The following is a 19,358-nucleotide window of genomic DNA, read 5'->3' as shown; positions in this document are numbered from 1 at the left end:
CCCCTCATAATTTTGTACGGACGGACCAGAGTTCCGGGAAGAAGCGGTGGTCAAGGACACGCCGGAGATAACTGACGCCGGACGAGCCGCCCGTACCCGGTTTTTGTCCGATGATCCGTTCGACCGTACTCATGTGATTGAAGCGCCACATTTGTTGTTGGCTGCCGATATCGAGTAACTTCTCACCGAGTTCGTACAGGTCCCAGTATTGTGCGACGTCACGGTAAATTTCACCCCAGGCTGCTTCGACACTGGCATCAGCTTCCCAGTCCTGTGTGACATCGCGCTCAAGGATAGCAGAATCAATCGCGAGACCGCGTCGTGCCATCGCGCGGACGGTCTCATCGTAGATGCTGGGCGTTTTTAAATCATTGTTCAGCTGAGCGAATAATTCTGTTTCATGTTCATAAACACGCAACATCTGCGCGTTTTTAAAGCCGAGTGCAAATTCGATTTGCCGGTTTTGATAGGACTGGAAACCGGACGAGTGCCCGAGCGAATCCCGGAACTCGAGGTACTCTGCCGGTGTCAACGTCGAGAGGACGGACCAGGATTGAATCAATTGTTGCTGAATCTTTGAGACACGGGCGAGCATCTTGAATGAACGTTCAAGCTGATCGTCCGCAATTGCCTTTGTCGCAGCCGTCATCTCATGCAAAATCAACTTCATCCAAAGCTCGCTTGTCTGGTGGATGATGATGAACAGCATTTCATCATGATGATCCGATAAGCGGTGTTGGCTGCTGAGTAGTGGATCAAGCTGTAAATAATCCCCGTACGACATGTCTTTCTTGAAATCCGTTTGAATCGTCGACTCGATTCCATTGTGACCGGTCTGTTCCATTCCAATCGATCCCCTTTACGTTAAAGTGATTGTGAACGTTTCTGTTGATCTGCTTGCGGTGGATGATTTCGTTTCCAAAACGCGTAGGCAATCGTCAAGAAAATCAACCATGGGATTCCGAACTTCAGGACAATTTGGAAGTCCGTGAACCATGTCGTGATGACGAGCGCGACTAACAAGATCGCGCCGAGCGCCGTCAAATACGGATACCCCATCATCCGGACAGGTAGTTTCCGCCCTCCGTCCCGTTCCCAGGCTTTGCGGAAGTAGAGGTGGGAAATAAAAATCATGAACCAGGTGAAAATCGCACCGAACATCGAAATCCCCATCATGAACGGGTAGGAGACGCTCGATTGGCTGCTGATGACGGCAGCTAAGAAGATACCGAGTGTCGAGATTCCGAGTGCGAACAGCGGAACACCTTTTGCGTTCAGACGACTGAAGATCCGCGGGGCGTAGGTCGCTTTCGAGAGCGAGTACATCATCCGCGTCGAGGCATACAGTTGACTGTTCATCGCTGACAAGGCAGCTGTCAGGATGATGAAGTTCATGATGCCGCCTGCATACGGAATCGACAGAAGCTCCATCACTTTGACGAACGGACTTTGATCAATCCCACCGGCCTGTTGCCACGGGACGATCATCAACATGACGGCGATCGTCAGAACATAAAACGTCGAGAGACGGAAGACCGTCGCTTTTAATGCTTTCGGCACGGCAACGTCCGGGTCCTTTGCTTCACCCGCCGTGACCGCGATTAATTCTGTTCCGATAAAACTAAAGAGCGAGATAAAGACGGCGACCCACAGACCGGAAATTCCGAACGGCATGAATCCGCCATCATTCGTGAAGTTTTGCGGGCCGATTTCCGGTGCCGGACTACCGATGATCAAGTACGCACCAAGAACGATGAACATGAGAATGGCACTGATTTTGATGACGGAGAACCAGTATTCAAACGTCGCAAACGTATGGACCGTCGTAGCATTGATATAAATGAGTGCACCGGCAAACAATAAAATCCATAAGTAACCGGGAACGTCCGGGAACCAGTATTTCATGTAAATTGCAATCGCACTGACCTCGACCCCGATGGCGAGAACGTTCGCGACCCAGTACGAATAGCGGACGAGAAAGCCGGCGTAGGGACTGATATAGCGTTCGGCAATTGTTCCAAACGCACCGGAAGTCGGATGGGCGACCGTCATTTCGGCGAGGCAGCCCATCAGTAATAAGACGATGAAGGCGCCGATCGCATAACTGATCAGCACGCTTGGTCCGGCGAGACTGATCGCGAGACCGCTTCCGAGAAATAGTCCCGTCCCGATGGCAGACCCCATCGCTATCATCGTCAGTTGACGTGTTTTTAAGTCACGTCGTAGTTCAGTAGGGTGTTCTTTCATGATGACCTCCTTACGCGACGACTTCGCGTTCATTTGCGAATTGCGCGTATTCCTTCTCTTCCATAATGGTCTTCAGTGTCGCAACGACGTCGTAGACATCGCTAAACGTATTGTACAATGCGACCGGTGCGAGGCGAACGATGTTCGGTGCACGGAAGTCGGGAATGATGTGATGGGCTTTTAACGCTTTACAGATCCGCGCCGCTTCCGGATGTTCGAGGCTCAAGTGTGCACCACGCTGCTTATGATCGCGAGGACTTCCGATAAAGAAGCCGTAAGGCGCAAGTTCTTCATCGACCAGGCGCATCATATAATCCGTCAAGGCGAGCGATTTTTCCCGGACGGCACCGATTCCGACTTCTGCGAACAGTTCGAGGGCACCGATTTGCGGCGCAAGACTTAAGACATGTGGTGTTCCAATCTGGAAGGCACCCGCATCTTCTGCCGGCGTCAATGTGTGATCCATGTCGAATTGTTTGTCCTTGCGCGAACCGAACCACCCGGTTAAACCGGGGAGTGTCCCGAAGTGCCGCTCATGGACGAATAGACCACCGACGGTTCCCGGTCCACCATTTAAATGTTTATAGTTGCACCAGTACGCAAAGTCGACGCCCCAGTCGTGAAACGCATGGGGGACGGCACCGACGGAGTGACAGCCGTCAAAACCGATCAGGATTCCCCGGTCATGGGCGGCCTTCGTCAAGCGCTCCATGTCGAGGACTTGCCCGCTCCGGTATAAAACGGTCGGGAGGACGATCAAGGCGATGTCATCTGTCATTGCAGCAATTAAATCCTCTTCGTCAAGGAAACGTCCGTCACGACTCTCGACTTGGACAAGGTGCTCGGCTGGGTCGAGTCCACGTAAGCGAAGCTGGCTTTGCAGGGCATAAATGTCTGACGGGAACGTCAGACTGTCTGCTAAAATTTTTGTCCGTTGTCCGCTCGGCGCAAAGAACGTCGAGACGAGTTGATGCAGGTTGACGGTCGTCGAGCCTGTCACCATGACTTCGTTTGCCCGCCCGCCGACGAGTGGGGCGTTTAAGGCAGCGAGTTTTTCCGACAATTCGAACCAAGGATGGCGTCCTTGCATCCAGCCGTCAATTCCGAGTTCGCGCCAATCGGCCAGCGACTCAAGCAATGTCTGTTCGGCACGTTTGGATAAGAGACCAAGCGAGTTGCCATCCATATAAATCGACCCTTCACGGAGATAAAATTCATTACGGTACGGTGCAAGTTGGTCTTGCTGATCCATGCGGACTGCATCTTCACGGTTTGCGGTAAGTGTCATCTCGGTTCCTCCTCGAACTGAATCCTCAATCAATTTTGACAAAAGCGTAGCAAACAAATTGACACTGTGTCAATATTATCGAATAACGAATCAAAAGGAGTGGTGTGAGGATGAAGGAACCAGGACAGGCGAAAGTCGACAAACGTCATCTACGGACGGTGCGAACACGTGAAAAGCTGCTCGTTGCAGCACGTGACGTCTTTTTATCGCAAGACTTTCAAACGGCAACCATCTCACAAATCATCAAACAAGCAGGTGTCGGTTACGGAACGGCATACGTTCATTTTGAAGGGAAGGATGAATTGTTGATCGTCCTGATGGAAGACGTCATGGACCAGTTTTACAAAATTGCCGAGCAAGTGTTTGAGCCGCGTTCGCGTGCGGACGCAAAACAGCAGATTTTGGAACAGGCGACGGCCTTTCTTCGATTAGCGGATGAGGAGCGGGCGATGCTTCGGATCGTCGAGCAAGCGATTGGCGTATCGTACGTCGTCCGGACGAAGTGGAAACAAATTCGGGAACGGTTCATTGAACAAATCAGCCAAGACATTTTATATGCCCAGCAGCAAGGGCTTGCCCGGATGGATCTTGATCCGAAACTCGTCGCACGCGGGTGGTTTTTCGCAAATGAAATGTATTTGTTTGAAGTCGTCCGGTCAGAAACGACGGCGACGATTGATGAGATTGCGCGGACGCTGACGGAAGTGTATGCACATGGATTGTATCGAGAAGATTAAGTGAAGGCATGGCGGGGAATTGTCCTGTAATTAACTAAAGGGATGTGGGAACCGTGGCATTTGATTATGAGATCGATTTCGAGACGACGGACTTTCGGAAGGAACCGGAAAAATACCGCGTCGGACGGGGGGAGCAAGGTGTCCTGCTTGTCGAACCGTATAAAGGTGAAATCCTGCCGCACTGGCGGTTCAAGACACCGGAGATTGCAAAGGAGTCCTCTGAAAAAATCTATGAAATGTACTTAGCCTATAAAGCGGCGGGTGATTTCGTCGGGATGGATATGGCACGGAAGTTCATTCAGATGGGACACACGCGTGCCCGCCGTTATGCGAATTATCCGGGAGGGCGGAAATATAAGGATAAAGAAAAAGGTGAGTTGAACGAACGGGACATCGACCCGGAAAAAGCAAAATCCGCTGAAATCTTTCAAGAGAAGTGGGATTTGATCCGGGCCGATGAAGGTTACCTGAAGTTAAAAAAAGCCCATCAAAAGGCATATGGATAAAGGAAAAGAGCGACGAAGTATCGAGAAGCATCTCATTAAAAATTCAAGTAGGCTGTCAGTCTTTTTAGATATCGTACGACAAACAAAGAGTAGGACGGTCTCCGCTATATATCCGGAGTCGTCCTACTCTTTTTTAGTGGGTGAAACTTAAGACGTACGTTCGATTTTTTCAATCAACCGGGACTGGCGGCGTTGCCATACGACAGAGCCGACTAACGTCACGGCGAGGAAGACAAGTCCCAGCATGAACGGATATAAGATATTGACGTCATACAGCAGACCGGCGAGTGTTGGTCCGAGGACGTTTCCGATGCTCATATAGGCATTGTTCATCCCCATCGCAAAGCCTTGTTCGTTCCCGGCGAGTTTTGAAATCATCGTGTTCAAGACAGGTCGTAAAATCGACGTCGCGAGGAAGATGACCAGCGTGACGGCGAAGAAGCCGCCGTAACTCGAGGCGAAGAGTGAGACGAGAAACCCGAGTGTCGCAATCAATAAAAAGATATTCAATACTTTGCCTTCACCCAGACTCCGGGTGATTTTGTCGACGATAAAGATTTGAGCAATAACGCTGATGATACCCGTCGATGTCACCATGACGGCGATATCCTTTGGTGAAGCACCGAATTGGTTATCAATGAAGAGACCAAGGACGGATTCATACGCCATCAGACCAAAACTCATGACAAGTGTAATGACGAGTGGGACGAAGTACGGTTTTTGGAACGACGCACCGATTTTACTGAGCATCGATCCTTCGTCCGGTGCCATCGCTGTTGCGTCATGGACATCACTTTCTTTGAGCAACAAGATGCTGAACAAGACGGCGAGTCCCGAGACAAGAGCTGAGACGAGTAGCGGCAACTTTAAGTCATATTCGGCGAGGAACCCACCGATTCCCGGTCCGATGACGATTCCAAGCGACATCGCGGCCGAGACATAACTGTTTCCTTTCGCCCGTTGATCCATCGTCGTGATATCGGCGACGTAAGCAAAGATTGCCGGAATCAGTAAGGCAGCACCGATACCACCGATTGCACGGGACAGATAAAGAATTGCGACCGAGTTCGAGAAGTAAAAGACGAACATCGACAGTGTCAGACCAATCAGTCCATAGATGATCATCTTGCGACGGCCGTATTGATCGGCCCATTTTCCGGCAACGGGAGACATGACGAGCTGGGCGCCGGCAAAGATGGCAATCATCAGCCCGGCAGCCGTTCCACCTTGTCCGATGGAGGCGAGATAAGCAGGCAGAATCGGAATGATGATCCCGAAGCTCCCGACGGCGATGAACATGTTGATCATCAAGACCGTTAATTTTTTACGTTGATCCGCTTGCAAGGGGACCCCTTCTTTCTGCGCGCTTATGTAAGCGATTATTGTGTCATCCTTATCATCTTAGTTTCAAGAGAAAGATTGTGTCAATTTAGAGGGCTGAAAAGACCGGATTGATTTTGAAATGGATACGGAAAAAGGGATTGCCATCTGAAAATCGATGGACAATCCCTTTTTGGATGTTTTAGATGAAGTCACCTGCTTCTACACGTATCAGGTAAAGCATCAGCTTGTTTTCTTGAATAACCAATTCACATTCGGCGATAGCAACGGTCGCAAAATCCGGACGACCGGGCGACTCGACAGGACAAAGACAAGAACTGTCGCGAGCAAGAGCCCTAAGCCGATCAACAGGAACGGTGATTCTGCGATGGCCGGTGGTAAGGAATCCCGGAAGAGACGGACGATGAACGAATGGAGTAAATAAATCGCTAACGTCTGAATCCCGATTTCGTCAAACCGTTCACCGAAAGATCGTCTTGGGACAATCAGGAGGACGGAGAAAATCATGACCGTACTGACTGCATAAAGGAACAGTTGCGTCGCCGCTCCCTTAAGGAGAGAGACCTCAAATTCACCGTATGTATCCCGGTAAAAGAGCCATGCCGTATCAAAACCGTTTTTTGTCCAGATGCCCATAAAAATCGCAATCGTCAGTGAAACGACGAGACCGACGAGTCGTCCGGCAGGCCCCGTCAACCGATCGCGGAAGCCGTCATTCGCTAACCATCCGCGTTCTTTGACGAGATAGCCCATCAAGAAGAACGGATAAAAGCTAATCACCTTTTGGAGCGACAGGAAGTTTGTGATCGCACCCGGGTCTGCATTGATTAAAAGCGCAACAGCGACACTGACCAAGAGCGGGAAGCGTAAGATGAGGAATCCCGGTGTGACGATTTGCCAAATGATAATGCCGAGCAAGTACCACAATGTCCAGCTTGGGACGAGCGGATGAAGTAATCCGTCAATCAGTCCTTCGAGCGTCTTATCGTTCGCATAAGCCAGGTAGACTTCATGAATCGACTGCCAAATAAAATAGAGAACGACAAACGAAATGATTCGTTTTGGTCGGACTTGTTTGAAGAAGTATCCGCTCATGAAGATGAAGGCCGGCATGTGCAACAAGTAGATGACATTGTAAGCGATTTGGACCGAATCATTGCCGTCAAGATTGCGGAACGTCTCGATCAAGTGACCGAAGACGACCGTGAAAATCAACAAGACTTTGTAATTCCCGAGCCAGTGATCGTAAGCCGGCACGGGAATCGGCTTTGGAGCAACCGTCATTTGTTTTCTCCAAGAATGATTTGATCGACGAACCGGGCACTTGATTTCCCGTCCTGATGCTCGAAGAAGTACTCAGCGAACGCTTTGACGTTGTCCATTTCGAAGTCTTCATTTTTAATCCGTTCAATCAATTCATCCGAATTTTTGACGATTGGTCCGGGCACGAATTCTTCAAAGTCGTAATAGAAGTCACGTTTAGAGATGTAGTCGTCTAAGTCATAAGCAAAGAACAACATTGGTCGGTTCAAGAGTGAAAATTCGAAACACGTCGAAGAATAATCCGTAATCAAAATGTCTGAGACGAACAACAACTCATTGATTTCACGGTGATCCGTCAAATCGATGAAGAAATCAGCGTACAGTTCTGGAATTTCCATCCGACGACGAACGAATGGATGCATTTTTAAGACGAAGACATACTCTTCGTGGAACGCTTCGTACAAAGCATCTAAATCAAGTTGGTCGAAGTCGTAATAAGCACTTTTCGCACCATTACCGCGGAAGGTCGGCGCGAACATGATGACTTTTTTCGTTTTGAATGTTGGATAATCTTCATAAATCCGTTCTTTCGCAGCAGCGATGTAGTCCTGGTCGAAGAACATATCCGTCCGCGGAATGCCTGTTGCGATGACTTGATCTTCGCGGAGACCGAATCCTTCAGCGTAGTGGCGCGCGACATTATGTGAACTGACGATTGCTTTCGTATAGTTCCGGTGACTGAGCGAGTTGGCGCTTGGACCACCCGGTTTACCGAGGCGGCTGTAACCGAACGTCTTGAATGCTCCGACAGCATGCCATACCTGGACGAGGTCCGTTCCTTTACGGATTTTGAGTGGATAGATCATCGGATAGAAATCATCGACGAGAATTGTTTTGGCTGTCGCCAGGTGATATGGCAATGTGAATTTATCACGCCAGTCGCGTCGGGATTGAAGATTCGGTTTGAAGAATGTCTTGACGTCGAGGTTCAAATCGCGTCGCTCGATTTCGTCGAGAATGTAGGCGAAGTTTCCGCTGACATCACTCCGTGAGTCGGAAGCGAACAAGACTTTGTCTTCCGCAATCGGCTGCGTCCATTTCGTGACGTTGTAGATGGCTTTAAACGTAAACCGACGGAATTTAAAGGCGCGTTTGCGGAAATCCTTTTTATATTTGTTGTACCGGTCAATCATCCGGATGAAACGTTTTGACTCCCCGCGTTTTAGGGAATGGAAGCTTAAGGTGTTGCTATACTCAGAATGTTGGACGACCAGTTCATATTCGAGTTTCAATAACAGATTGCTATGTTTCGTATCGACACGGTAAATGACCGGAATCAGTGCACGTGTGTCGCCGAATGGGGCTTCGTGTAAAATCGAGTTGCCCTGGACGATTGCGAAGAAGGCATCAAAATAGCCCATTGGTAAAGGACGTCCCGTCGGTGTGATGTGATTGAGGTTCAATGAGCCGGTAAAGGTCTCTTCTGTCCAGTCCCCTTCAAATGGGAAGCGGAGGATGAACGTCCGTTTATTCCGTTTATTGCGGAAGACGATGGCACGTTCAAGCGGAATGGGTGCTTCTGGTGCTTCCGATTGAATGTAGTCATCTTCTCGTTCTGTTTCCTGTCCTTCTTGTGCTGTCGGGTTTTCGAAAAGTAATTGTTCTGCTTGCAAGAATTCAGTTAATCCAAACAAGCGTGCCTCAAAGCGGAATGTCGTACCGGCAAGCTCTAAATAGTCGACTTTCGCTTGTAAAGTCGGCATCAGTGTTTCTTCTGTCAAAACAATCTCTCCTCACGTAAATGATTACAATGTATTTACACAAAAGTAATAGGTTTTTAAAATCACCAGGAACATAGTATAGTTGTATTAGAAATCACCAATCATTATATCGTGACAAAGCAAAAAAAATAGTGCTTTGTATATTTTTTTTGTTTTTTTCGTCAAGTGTGATCCGATTATCCGACTCTATTCGAAGATATACCCACATCGCTGGTAGGTGGAAACCAAAAAAGATTTTTGATAAGGGAGGGAAGCAGGTTGTTTCATGACAGCGCCGTCACGCGACGGATGAGACATCTGCGATACAAGATGATTTATGCAGCAATTTTAGCTGGGGGAAAAGGAACACGCATGGGGAACGTCGATCGTCCAAAACAATTTCTTTCAATTGGGGAACGTCCGATTCTCGTCCATACGGTCGAAAAATTCTTACTGAACGATGATTTTGACCGTGTCATCATCGTCACACCAACAGCGTGGATTAACTATACACGCGATATCTTAGAAAAATACATCGGACAAGATGAGCGCATCGTCATCACGGCTGGTGGAAATGACCGGAACGAATCCATCATGGCGGCGATCAACTGGATCGACGAAAAGAATGGCATCACAGATGAAGATATTATCGTAACGCACGATGCGGTCCGTCCATTCCTGACACACCGGATCATTAAAGAAAATATCTCGACAGCACTTGAGTATGGTGCATGTGATACTGTCATTTCAGCCATCGATACAATCGTTGCATCGACAGACGGAAAAACAATCACAGACATTCCGGTCCGTGACCAGATGTATCAAGGGCAAACACCACAAAGCTTCCAAATCACGAAGCTGAAATCACATTATGAAGCCTTGTCTGCTGAAGAGCGTGCCATTTTAACGGATGCGTGTAAGATTCTATTGCTCAAAGGTGAAGATGTCGCACTCGTCACAGGAGAACTCTTCAACATCAAAGTCACGACACCTTATGATTTACGTATTGCTAACGCAATCCTGAAGGAGCGGATTAACCAATGATTAACCAAGTCTATCAACTCGTTGCACCTCGTCAAATCGAGGTGACGTATGATGAGCGGTCGTTAAAATCTGATCGCGTCGTCGTCCGGCCGACTTACTTGTCAATCTGTCACGCGGATCAACGTTACTTCACAGGAAGCCGTAGTGCAGAAGTACTCGCGAAAAAATTACCGATGGCGATGATTCACGAAGGAATCGGAAAAGTCGTTCATGACCCGTCAGGAACATTCGCAAAAGGGACGCTCGTTGCGATGGTACCGAATACGCCGTCTGAGACGGATGACATCATCGGCGAAAACTACTTGCGGACAAGTCGTTTCCGTTCAAGCGGTTATGATGGCTACATGCAAGATTATGTTTTCATTCAAGCCGATCGTCTCGTCGAAGTACCGGCAGATCTTAACCCGGAAGTCGCAGCCTTTACAGAACTCGTCAGTGTCGCTGTACACGCCGTGACACGTTTCGACCAAATCGCACATGCGCGTCGGGAAACGTTCGGAATTTGGGGTGACGGAAACCTTGGTTTCATCACAGCACTGTTGTTACGTAAACTGTATCCGGAAGCGAAATTACTCGTCTTCGGAAAAACACAATCGAAGCTCGATTACTTCTCGTTCGCGGATGAGACGTATCATATCGACCAAATTCCAGAAGGTGTTGCCTTCAATCACGGGTTTGAGTGTGTAGGCGGCATCGGCAGTCAATATGCAATCAATCAAATGATTGACTATATCATTCCAGAAGGGACGATGGCATTGCTCGGTGTATCTGAGGAGCCTGTTTCTGTCAATACACGGATGATTCTCGAAAAAGGATTACGTGTCTATGGGTCGAGTCGCAGTACACCAACGGACTTCGCTCGGACGATGGAACTGTATCAAACGTACCCGGATATTCCAGAATACTTGTCGAACTTAGTCGCAGGTGTATTCCAAATTCGTCAAATCGAGGACATCCATCAAGCGTTCGAAAGCGATTTAACGAACCGTTTCGGAAAAACCGTCATGGAATGGTGCATGTAAAAATTAGTAGGTGCAACAGAAGGGATCACTCATGAAACAAAAAATACGTTTAATTCAGCGGCGGACGGTTCATTATTTACTGGTCATGACGTATTGGCTTGCGAGACGCTTGCCGATTGACAAGCAAAAAGTCGTGTTTGCGACATATCGTTCAGACAAGCTCGTTGATAACTTCCGTGCCGTTTATGACGAACTTGAGAGCCGCGATCTTGGATTCAGCTATGTGTTCCTGTTAAAGCGGTTCCCACAAGGTCTTTTCGGTCAGATTAAATACGTCTTCCACATGATGCGGGCGACGTATGAACTCGCGACTGCCCGCTATTTCATCATCGATGACTACTATTATCCGGTCTATGTCTCGTCACTGCGTCAAGGGACTGAGGTCATTCAACTGTGGCATGCATGTGGCGCCTTTAAAAAGTTCGGTTACAGTGTGCTCGATAAATCCTATTCACCGGACGATGATTACTTGAAGATGGTTCAAATTCACCGAAACTACTCGAAAGTCTATGTCTCGGGAACAGCCTGTATCGAACCGTATGCTGAAGCATTCGGGATGGACGCGGCCCGTGTTCATCCACTCGGTGTCCCACGAACGGATCAACTCTTGAATCCGGCGCGCCAAGCACATGTCGAACAAAAACTGTATGCTGACTATCCGGAGTGGCGTTCGAAGAAAATCATTCTTCTTGCTCCGACTTTCCGGGGCAACGGTCAGACGACGGCACATTATGATGAGGAACTAAATTTCGAACAGTTCCGCCAAGAGCTCGGGAGCGAGTATATTTTATTGTTACGGATGCATCCGTTCGTGCTTAATCGTCCTGTCGTCCCGGCTGAATTTTCGGACCAAATCATCGATATGACGGATTATCCGGATATCAATGATTTGATGCAGATTTCAGACATTTTGGTCACGGATTATTCGTCCGTCATCTTTGAGTTCGCTTTACTCAAAAAACCAATCATCTTCCTCGTGAATGATTTGACATCCTATAAGGAAGAACGTGATTTTTACTTCCCGTATGAATCGTTTGTCCCGGGGCCGATTGTTTCCTCGTTCAACGAAGTCATCGCTTGGGTGAAACAAGGGCAGTTCGAATCAGAGAAGATTGAGGAATTCGCCCGTCAATTCTTCACGTATCAAGATGGGCAAGCGACAAAACGCATCGTGGATCATCTGTTAGATCATGTGCAGTCGCCTGCAGTGTCACCTGAAAAAACGACAATCGTGTAAATACGATCATCTTGAAGGACATCACACAGTATATAGAGAAACCCGGACGATTCTGCTTTTAAAAAAAAGTGAGAATCATCCGGGTTTTTTTGATTGGTTTCCTGACAGGAATGAGGGAAACGTGCAGAAGAAAAAGCGATTATTTGATCAACTTCGTTTGGGGAGGAAGTTGCAAAATAATCGCTTATGACTGTATAAATGGGGCTTGATTGGCGCGAGCAGGGGTAGCTCGCAGGATGCGCACTCCTTAAAAGTGCGTTAACTTTTCGCGGGCAGGTGTCCGTTTTTTTAGTGGTGGAATCATCGCAGGCCAACCGAGTTGGATGACACCGGCGACACGTTCTTCATCATGGGCACCGACGAGTGTCGCATATTCGTCTGTAAACCAATGTTTCCCGCTTTTCCAGCAGCTTCCTAAACCAAGTTCTGATGCAAGCAGTTGGATGTTTTGAATCATCGCAGCAGTCGCAAGTAAATCTTCTGTCTGTTGATCGTCTGTTCCTTGAACGTGATAAAGGACCGTCAAAAACACCGGGACTTCACTTATTTTTTCTTTAAATGATAGGCGTTGCTCATCCGTTTTTTGATCGAATTGACCACGTGCTTCAAGGAGCTCCATCAATTGTTCGACATACCGGACTTGTCCTTCACCAATCGCGAGAACAAAACGCCATGGTTCGCGTAACTTATGATTCGGTGCATAAATTGCTGCTTCTAAGATTTCTTCAATCATTTCGGATGGAACAGGTTGATCGGTGTAGGAACGAACCGAACGTCGTTCTAAAATGAGTTGTCGTGCATTCATCACTATCATCTCCTGACCTAAGTACTCTTAAAATATAAATGATAACGATTATCATTGTCAATGGTAATCCGAAAAATAAAACGAACGGTGACTAGAATTCAATGGAAGTCATCGTTCGTTTCATGTGGTTATTGTTTTTTGCTTGCTGTCGTAGCGAGTTTCTTTTTGACTTGGCGTAATCGCAGTAATGCCATTAAATAATGTGCAAAATAAATTGTGAAACCAAAGAAAATCGGGATCGCAAGTCCGAGTTCGACACCCGGAACAGCCGTCAAGTTAATGTAAAGCAAGACCGTCATGGACAACGTATAAAAAGTTGCTTCAAGCAACTGCGGCATGATGCGTTTACGCTTCAAGAAAAACGAGCGGATAAGCGGTAAGATGACGAGGCTGACGAGCCGATCAATTAGACCAATCACGAGCACGCTGATGACGATTGCGAGACCACCTTCGAACTGTAAGAGGTTCGGAAAGACATAGTACGAGACAAGCACTAACGGACCGACGAGTAAGAAAATCGAGACCGAAGCACGGAAAAAGACGAAGAGACTGTTGATACTCGTTAAAAACGCACGCGAGATTTTTTGCGACCAGGAAAGAGATGGTCGTCCGACCTGCCACGCGAAGCAACAGGCGAAAATGAACGCGTAAAATTGAAGGAAGGCAACCATAAAGCATCTCCTTTTGATATGAACTCAATGAACCTAGTGTAGCGATATTAGAGAAGAAGTGCAAAGGTGAACGATTAAAAAGCCAGCTGACGATGTGCCGTCAACTGGCTGGATAAGACACGTTAATCTAAATTCGGTTCTTTTTTTCCATGAAGGAAGAATGACAATACGAGTGCAAGAGCAGACAAGACAGTCGCCACCCAAAAGGCATCTGTAATTCCACTGATCGTCGCTTGTTTCGTCAATTGCGTCAACCAGCTAACGGATGCGGCTTGTGGACTACCAAGCTGTTGTCCGAGCTCACCAAGGTGTTGCGAGAGTGTTGGGTCAAGTGTCGTAAACTGGTTGGCATCGTCCGCGAGATGAGCTGTCGTCTGACGGGTCATGACCGTGACGAGGATGGCCGTCCCGATTGATCCAGCGACTTGGCGTAATGTATTTTGTGTCGCGTTTCCGTGAGGAATCATCTTCATCGGCAGAGCGTTCATGCCAGCTGTCATAATCGGCATCATGATGAACGCCATCCCGAAGGACCGGAGCATATAGATGCCCATGATGGAATAGTAAGACGTGTTTAAATCAAGTTGCGTCAATTCCCATGTTCCGTACGTCATCAACGTCAGACCGAAGATGGCAAGCGGTCGAATGCCGAACCGGTCGAACAGTCGACCGGCGAAGGGACCGGTGATTCCCATGATCAATGAACCAGGCAATAATAAGAGACCTGAGTCGATGGGTGAAAAACCACGGATGCTCTGCAAGTAAATCGGCAGCAGCAACATCCCGCCGAACAAGGCCATCGTGACGATGACGTTAATGAAGAGGGTGAATGAAAATTCCGGTACTTTTAGGACACGGATGTTCAACATCGGGTCGTCCATCGCAAGCTCACGCAAAGCGAAGGCGGCAATACCAAGTAACCCGATGACGATCGTACTGATGACGACAGGGCTGTCCCAACCGTCGTTTCCGGCTTCACTGAATCCGTATAAGAGACTACCAAACCCGATCGTACTAAAGACAACACCGAGGGCATCGAACTTTGGTTTTGATAACGGTTGGACGAGTTTGAACCAGGCAAATCCAAGTAAAAGTGTTAAGAGACCAAAGAAGGCCATTGCATAGAACATGACGTGCCAATCGTAGTTTTGAATGACATATCCTGTGATCGTTGGTCCGATCGCCGGTGCAAGAATCATCGCAATCCCGAGCATGCCCATCGCAGCTCCCCGTTTATGGGGTGGGAACAATGTCATGAAGACGTTCGTACCGAGCGGCATCAAGACACCGGCTCCGGCTGCTTGGACCACACGTCCGATCATCATAACCGGGAAGTTCATCGCCATCGAACAAATGATCGATCCGAAGAAGAACAACGTCATCGAGACAAGAAACAAGCGGCGAAACGTATAGCTTCGCATGAGGAACGCACTGATTGGAATCAAGATCCCGTTGACGAGCATGAATCCGGTCGTCAACCACTGTGCTGTCGACGTCGTGACGTTGAAGTCGTTGATCAAGACAGGAAGAGCGACGTTGATTAATGTCTGATTCAAAATCGCGATGAACATTCCAATTAACAGGACAGTGATGACTTTCGGGATACTGATGTTTTCCGTTGAAATCGTCGCTTGCGCTTGCGGAGCAGGGGCGGCTGGAATCGCGCCAACCGCTTCTGCTTCAATCAATGTTTCATCAAGCGCCGGACCTCCTGCGCCAGCTACCCGCGGTTGCCGTGCCCGGCGTGCAATCAAATTGACTGCAAGGAACGTGACAAGCATGAACACAATGTATCCAAAGAGGAAGGTCGTAGACATAAGCGTCCCTCCTTAATCCTTATGAATGCGGACGGTCACATTCATACCAGGGCGAATGTCGAGTGATTTTTCTTGTGAGAGCGACACCTTCACGGGAATCACTTGCGCGACTTTTGTATAGTTTGCGTTTCCATTCGATGACGGCATCATCGAGAACGTGCCTGCTGTTGTCATCCCGATTTGTTCGACTTCACCCGAAAGTGTTGTATCGGGATAACTATCGACATAGACATCGACGGCTTGTCCGACTTTGACTTCATCGATTTCTGTTTCTTCGACGTTTGCTGTGACCCATAATTCATTTAAGTTAAATCCGTAAGCGAGCGGCGTACCGGCACCAACAAAACCGTTCTCTGTCGCCATCGACTGAACGACGGTTGCTTTTGCTGGCATTTCGATTGACGCATCAACCGGTTTTTGACCAGTTTGTGCCATCATGACGTGACCAAGTGTCGCCCCGTTATCGAGTGTCTGTCCTGTTTTTGCCGTCCAGTCAGTGAGTTTTCCAGCGCCAGGACTAGCAATCGTAATCATCTTACCGTCGATTTTGGCATTTTCTGTTTTGACGTAACTTGTTGCTTGATCGTAGTAATAATAACCGATTGCGCCACCACCAATTAAAACGACGAGCGTTAAAATATTGATGATTAATAATTTCTTCATGTTCATGAGTAAGTTGCATCCTTTCTGTTACTAGCTGATCGCCCCAGTGCGGTCTCATAAAAAAGACTCCTCTGGGGAGGAGTAGTTAATACAGTTAATTATATGGGTGCATAACAAACAAACAACCAACAATTTCCGACAAAATGTTGGAAAAGTCTTTGTTAACGGATACAATACGTAAAAAGGAGCTGAATTTTAAATGAATCAGTCGTGCGATCCGCGTCCTAAACGTTCACGTGAACGTATTACGACAGAGCTATTTCATTTACTTGAACACCATTCCTTTTCGACGATCACCGTCAAAATGTTGACGGATGGTGCTGAGGTCAATCGTTCGACCTTCTATGCGCACTATAAAGATAAATACGATTTGCTGGATCAAATCGTTGAGGAACACATGACGTTGCTCGCAGAAGCGATTCGGATTACAGGAAAACAATCGGCCGAGCCTCCGACAGTCGAACGCGTCAGTCGTTACTTTGCACGTTTGTTCATCCACATTGAGCAAAACGAGCGCTTTTACCGGACGATGCTGCTCCAAGGAACAGTCAAGACGTTCATCTCCCGTTTCTTGGATACGTTAAAAGAAAACTACCGTCTTGCTTTCCGGGAGACGACAAGTGTCTCTGTTCCGGTGGATCGGGATTTATTACTGAACTACGTCATTGGTGGTCAACTCGGGCTCTTGATGTCGTGGTTACGAAATGATCGTCCGTATTCCTCCGAGTATATGGCAAATCAGCTCAGTCAGATGATCGTCTTCGGAACAGTTGAAAGTATTGGTTTTCCTCAGACACGCCCAGGGACTGTCTAAAAAATGAACTAAAAAGCGCCATTCCGATGTGAGGGAATGGCGCTTTTTGTGCTAGTCGGATATAACGTTAGATTACGCTTGACGGAATTCCAGCTGTTTCGTATAAATCGTACTTTGGTTACGTCCGTGCTCTTTTGAAGCATAGAGTGCTTTATCCGCTTGTTGCAATGCTTCGAGTGATGTATGGGATCCACCCGAATGGGCAATTCCTAACGAAATCGTAATCTTCAAATCAGGTACATTTGCAGTCGGGAACAGGTTACGGGCGACTGTCGTCCGCGCTAATTCAGAGATTTTTTTCGCATCCTTCAATGATGTGTTCGGTAAAATGATCAAGAATTCTTCTCCACCGTACCGACCGACTAAATCATCCGGACGTACAATAGAGGCAAGTGTCGTTCCGAGTTGCCGCAACACATCGTCGCCGGCATCGTGACCATATGTATCGTTAACGTGTTTGAAGAAATCGATATCGATCAGGATAAGTGAATATCCGTCGTCATCCGATCCGACGAGTGATAGGGAGTCGTCCAGACGTCGGCGATTGGCGAGACCCGTCAAGGCGTCGGTCATCGCAAGTTTTTGCTGGTACTGGATATTTTCAAAATGTCGTCGCAGTTCGGCTAATAAGCGATAGGTGACGAGTCCGGCTAATAAATTAAAGAAAATGTACGTAACCGATACTTTGAAAAACGTTTCCCAACTGTTTGTCAGTGCATAGATGGCTGGTAACGAATAGAGAATACCGATTCCGATCATTAATTCAAAGGTCAGCAATGTATTACGTAAAAATCTGCGTGCTATGCCAATTGTCAAAATGAATAAAATCATGATGACGGAAGCGAGAATCGCTCCTTCGATTTGATCAGCAGGTGTAATTAAAAAACGCGTTCCGATAATCATGACTCCCGTGATGAAGGCACTAGGCAATCCGCCAAATAATGTGGCAATCGCGACAGGAATGATACGTAAGTCAATCCGGGCAATATCAATTTGAATGCTGTTGAACATGAGGAGTACAGCAATTGCACCAGCTACACAACCTAAAATAAGGCGTGATTCAAGCTTTGATTTTGGTGTAATTCTTGGTTGATTTCGAAAAGGTAAAAATAAAAGCGTGATCGTCGTGAATAAGAGACAAAAATTTATGATGAAGTTATTCATAATAGACAACAAATCCTCCCAACTCCCCCTGCAGTATACTTCCAATTATATACTTTGAGTATACTCGTTCTACTAACGGTATAGGAGGTCTGAATGTTTAGAATAAAAAAAGAAAAACAGAATAAAACCTCTGTCCTTCTCTTGATTTTTAATTTATTAATTGGATGAGACGACTTCTTCATCCATTGTCGCGAGGATTTTATCAAATACATGGATCATCACGTTCAGTTCCTCTTCAGACAAAGTGCCGAATCGCTCCTGAAGATATTTGCGACGGACGACTTCGAGATTCCGAAAAGCGGCCTCTCCCTCGTCAGTCAAGGCAAGGACGATTGAACGACGATCTTCCGTCGAACGTGTCCGTGTCACAAAACCGGTCTTATAAAGTTTATCTGTCAAAGCGGTGACCTGACTTGTCGCAAGTTCGAACTGTTCCGCGAGTAATGTCGGACGCTGGGGGCCGTTTTCAGATAAGCTACGTAAGATGAAGAATTCACTTCGCGTGGCAGTACCTTCAAACAGTTGATTCAACTCACGGCGCAACGTCCGGAGAATCACGCGCATTTGTTCTTCTAATCGATATGTCAATTGGTCATGTTGTTCTTGTCCCATCTGAGCAACATCCTTTCTGTACTACCTTCTACCATTTAGTGTACTAAAAATATCGGAATTTTACTATGAGCACGGTAGGATTCAAAAATATAAATTGACAAACAAGAAACATATTATGTACTATGTCGAAGTAATGAATTAGTAAATCAACTTAATTAGTTCTCACTCAACCAGTGGGATGGAGGTTGCGATTCTTATGAGTCGGGTTACGGATGTCGTCAAGCGGCAGATGAAATAGCTCAAAAGGAAGAATTGCCGAAATCGTAGACTACTTTGAAAGTCAGCGATTGGGATTAGATCAAACAGGTCTAATACTGTCATGAACCGTTTGCGGTTTATGGGGAGCTATCTTTCACGACGGTAGAAT

18 protein-coding genes and 1 riboswitch are annotated in these 19,358 nt (G+C 47.3%); of the genes, 6 read left to right on the top strand and 12 right to left on the bottom strand.

Annotated features, from left to right (window positions below):
- Positions 1-4: 4 nt before the first annotated feature.
- The 3 genes from kynA to kynU are packed head-to-tail and all read right to left on the bottom strand — an operon-like array spanning position 5 to position 3,535.
- Complete coding sequence (gene kynA / locus KNP99_RS11790; protein ID WP_088836049.1) at positions 5-844, bottom strand: tryptophan 2,3-dioxygenase; 840 nt, start codon at positions 842-844, stop codon at positions 5-7.
- 20 nt (positions 845-864) lie between these two features.
- The gene (locus tag KNP99_RS11785; RefSeq protein WP_214770570.1) at positions 865-2,247 is read right to left on the bottom strand and encodes an amino acid permease; all 1,383 of its coding nucleotides are present in this window, start codon (positions 2,245-2,247) and stop codon (positions 865-867) included.
- Positions 2,248-2,257: 10 nt separating this feature from the next.
- Complete coding sequence (gene kynU / locus KNP99_RS11780) at positions 2,258-3,535, bottom strand: kynureninase (protein WP_214767651.1); 1,278 nt, start codon at positions 3,533-3,535, stop codon at positions 2,258-2,260.
- Positions 3,536-3,645: 110 nt separating this feature from the next.
- On the opposite strand from kynU, the gene KNP99_RS11775 reads away from it, so the two are divergent.
- A complete protein-coding gene (locus KNP99_RS11775) occupies positions 3,646-4,272 on the top strand; it encodes a TetR/AcrR family transcriptional regulator (protein ID WP_214808845.1) in 627 nt (208 codons plus the stop codon).
- Positions 4,273-4,325: 53 nt separating this feature from the next.
- Positions 4,326-4,778, top strand: coding sequence for a DUF4385 domain-containing protein (locus tag KNP99_RS11770; protein WP_214808842.1), 453 nt, complete (start codon positions 4,326-4,328; stop codon positions 4,776-4,778).
- Between the two features lie 147 nt (positions 4,779-4,925).
- Here KNP99_RS11770 and KNP99_RS11765 read toward each other — a convergent pair whose 3' ends face one another.
- The 3 genes from KNP99_RS11765 to KNP99_RS11755 all read right to left on the bottom strand — a co-directional run bounded on the left by KNP99_RS11765 (position 4,926) and on the right by KNP99_RS11755 (position 9,163).
- Entirely contained in the window at positions 4,926-6,122 is a 1,197-nt protein-coding gene (locus tag KNP99_RS11765) for an MFS transporter (RefSeq protein ID WP_029332333.1), read from the bottom strand.
- Positions 6,123-6,341: 219 nt separating this feature from the next.
- A complete protein-coding gene (locus KNP99_RS11760; protein ID WP_088836055.1) occupies positions 6,342-7,403 on the bottom strand; it encodes an acyltransferase family protein in 1,062 nt (353 codons plus the stop codon).
- A complete protein-coding gene (locus KNP99_RS11755; RefSeq protein ID WP_239456790.1) occupies positions 7,400-9,163 on the bottom strand; it encodes a CDP-glycerol glycerophosphotransferase family protein in 1,764 nt (587 codons plus the stop codon). The genes KNP99_RS11760 and KNP99_RS11755 overlap by 4 nt, the downstream gene beginning before the upstream one ends.
- 309 nt (positions 9,164-9,472) lie before the next feature.
- Between KNP99_RS11755 and KNP99_RS11750 the strand changes: the two genes are divergently transcribed.
- Genes KNP99_RS11750 through KNP99_RS11740 form a run of 3 tightly spaced genes read left to right on the top strand, consistent with a single transcriptional unit; the run spans position 9,473 to position 12,445 of the window.
- Complete coding sequence (locus tag KNP99_RS11750; RefSeq protein ID WP_029332336.1) at positions 9,473-10,186, top strand: IspD/TarI family cytidylyltransferase; 714 nt, start codon at positions 9,473-9,475, stop codon at positions 10,184-10,186.
- Positions 10,183-11,208 carry a ribitol-5-phosphate dehydrogenase gene (locus KNP99_RS11745; RefSeq protein WP_029332337.1) on the top strand — a complete coding sequence of 342 codons (1,026 nt, stop codon included), beginning with the start codon at positions 10,183-10,185 and terminating at the stop codon, positions 11,206-11,208. The genes KNP99_RS11750 and KNP99_RS11745 overlap by 4 nt, the downstream gene beginning before the upstream one ends.
- Positions 11,209-11,239: 31 nt before the next feature.
- Complete coding sequence (locus KNP99_RS11740; protein WP_214770579.1) at positions 11,240-12,445, top strand: CDP-glycerol glycerophosphotransferase family protein; 1,206 nt, start codon at positions 11,240-11,242, stop codon at positions 12,443-12,445.
- 247 nt (positions 12,446-12,692) lie between these two features.
- Here KNP99_RS11740 and KNP99_RS11735 read toward each other — a convergent pair whose 3' ends face one another.
- The 4 genes from KNP99_RS11735 to KNP99_RS11720 form a co-directional block, all read right to left on the bottom strand.
- A complete protein-coding gene (locus KNP99_RS11735; RefSeq protein WP_088836057.1) occupies positions 12,693-13,250 on the bottom strand; it encodes a nitroreductase family protein in 558 nt (185 codons plus the stop codon).
- A 128-nt stretch (positions 13,251-13,378) separates the two neighbouring features.
- Positions 13,379-13,921 (bottom strand): hypothetical protein, encoded by a 543-nt coding sequence (locus KNP99_RS11730; protein WP_159174009.1) that lies wholly within the window; start codon positions 13,919-13,921, stop codon positions 13,379-13,381.
- Positions 13,922-14,043: 122 nt separating this feature from the next.
- Positions 14,044-15,738 (bottom strand): DHA2 family efflux MFS transporter permease subunit, encoded by a 1,695-nt coding sequence (locus KNP99_RS11725; protein ID WP_214770582.1) that lies wholly within the window; start codon positions 15,736-15,738, stop codon positions 14,044-14,046.
- Between the two features lie 12 nt (positions 15,739-15,750).
- Positions 15,751-16,407, bottom strand: coding sequence for an HlyD family secretion protein (locus KNP99_RS11720; RefSeq protein WP_159174007.1), 657 nt, complete (start codon positions 16,405-16,407; stop codon positions 15,751-15,753).
- A gap of 193 nt (positions 16,408-16,600) precedes the next feature.
- Between KNP99_RS11720 and KNP99_RS11715 the strand changes: the two genes are divergently transcribed.
- Entirely contained in the window at positions 16,601-17,215 is a 615-nt protein-coding gene (locus KNP99_RS11715) for a TetR/AcrR family transcriptional regulator (protein ID WP_029332343.1), read from the top strand.
- A 72-nt stretch (positions 17,216-17,287) separates the two neighbouring features.
- On the opposite strand, the gene KNP99_RS11710 is transcribed toward KNP99_RS11715, so the two are convergent.
- Together KNP99_RS11710 and KNP99_RS11705 are read right to left on the bottom strand one after the other, a co-directional pair.
- Positions 17,288-18,379, bottom strand: a complete 1,092-nt coding sequence (locus KNP99_RS11710; protein ID WP_251132222.1) for a GGDEF domain-containing protein — start codon at positions 18,377-18,379, stop codon at positions 17,288-17,290.
- A 156-nt stretch (positions 18,380-18,535) separates the two neighbouring features.
- On the bottom strand, positions 18,536-18,991 hold the full coding sequence (locus tag KNP99_RS11705) for a MarR family winged helix-turn-helix transcriptional regulator (protein WP_088836062.1): 456 nt from the start codon (positions 18,989-18,991) through the stop codon (positions 18,536-18,538).
- A gap of 171 nt (positions 18,992-19,162) precedes the next feature.
- A riboswitch (Lysine riboswitch) is annotated at positions 19,163-19,347 on the top strand.
- Positions 19,348-19,358: the final 11 nt, after the last annotated feature.

The organism is Exiguobacterium sp. s95, from assembly GCF_018618655.1.
Lineage (GTDB): Bacteria > Bacillota > Bacilli > Exiguobacteriales > Exiguobacteriaceae > Exiguobacterium_A > Exiguobacterium_A oxidotolerans.
Note: the sequence above shows the minus strand (reverse complement) of the source record. Positions and strands in the feature narration are given on the sequence as shown.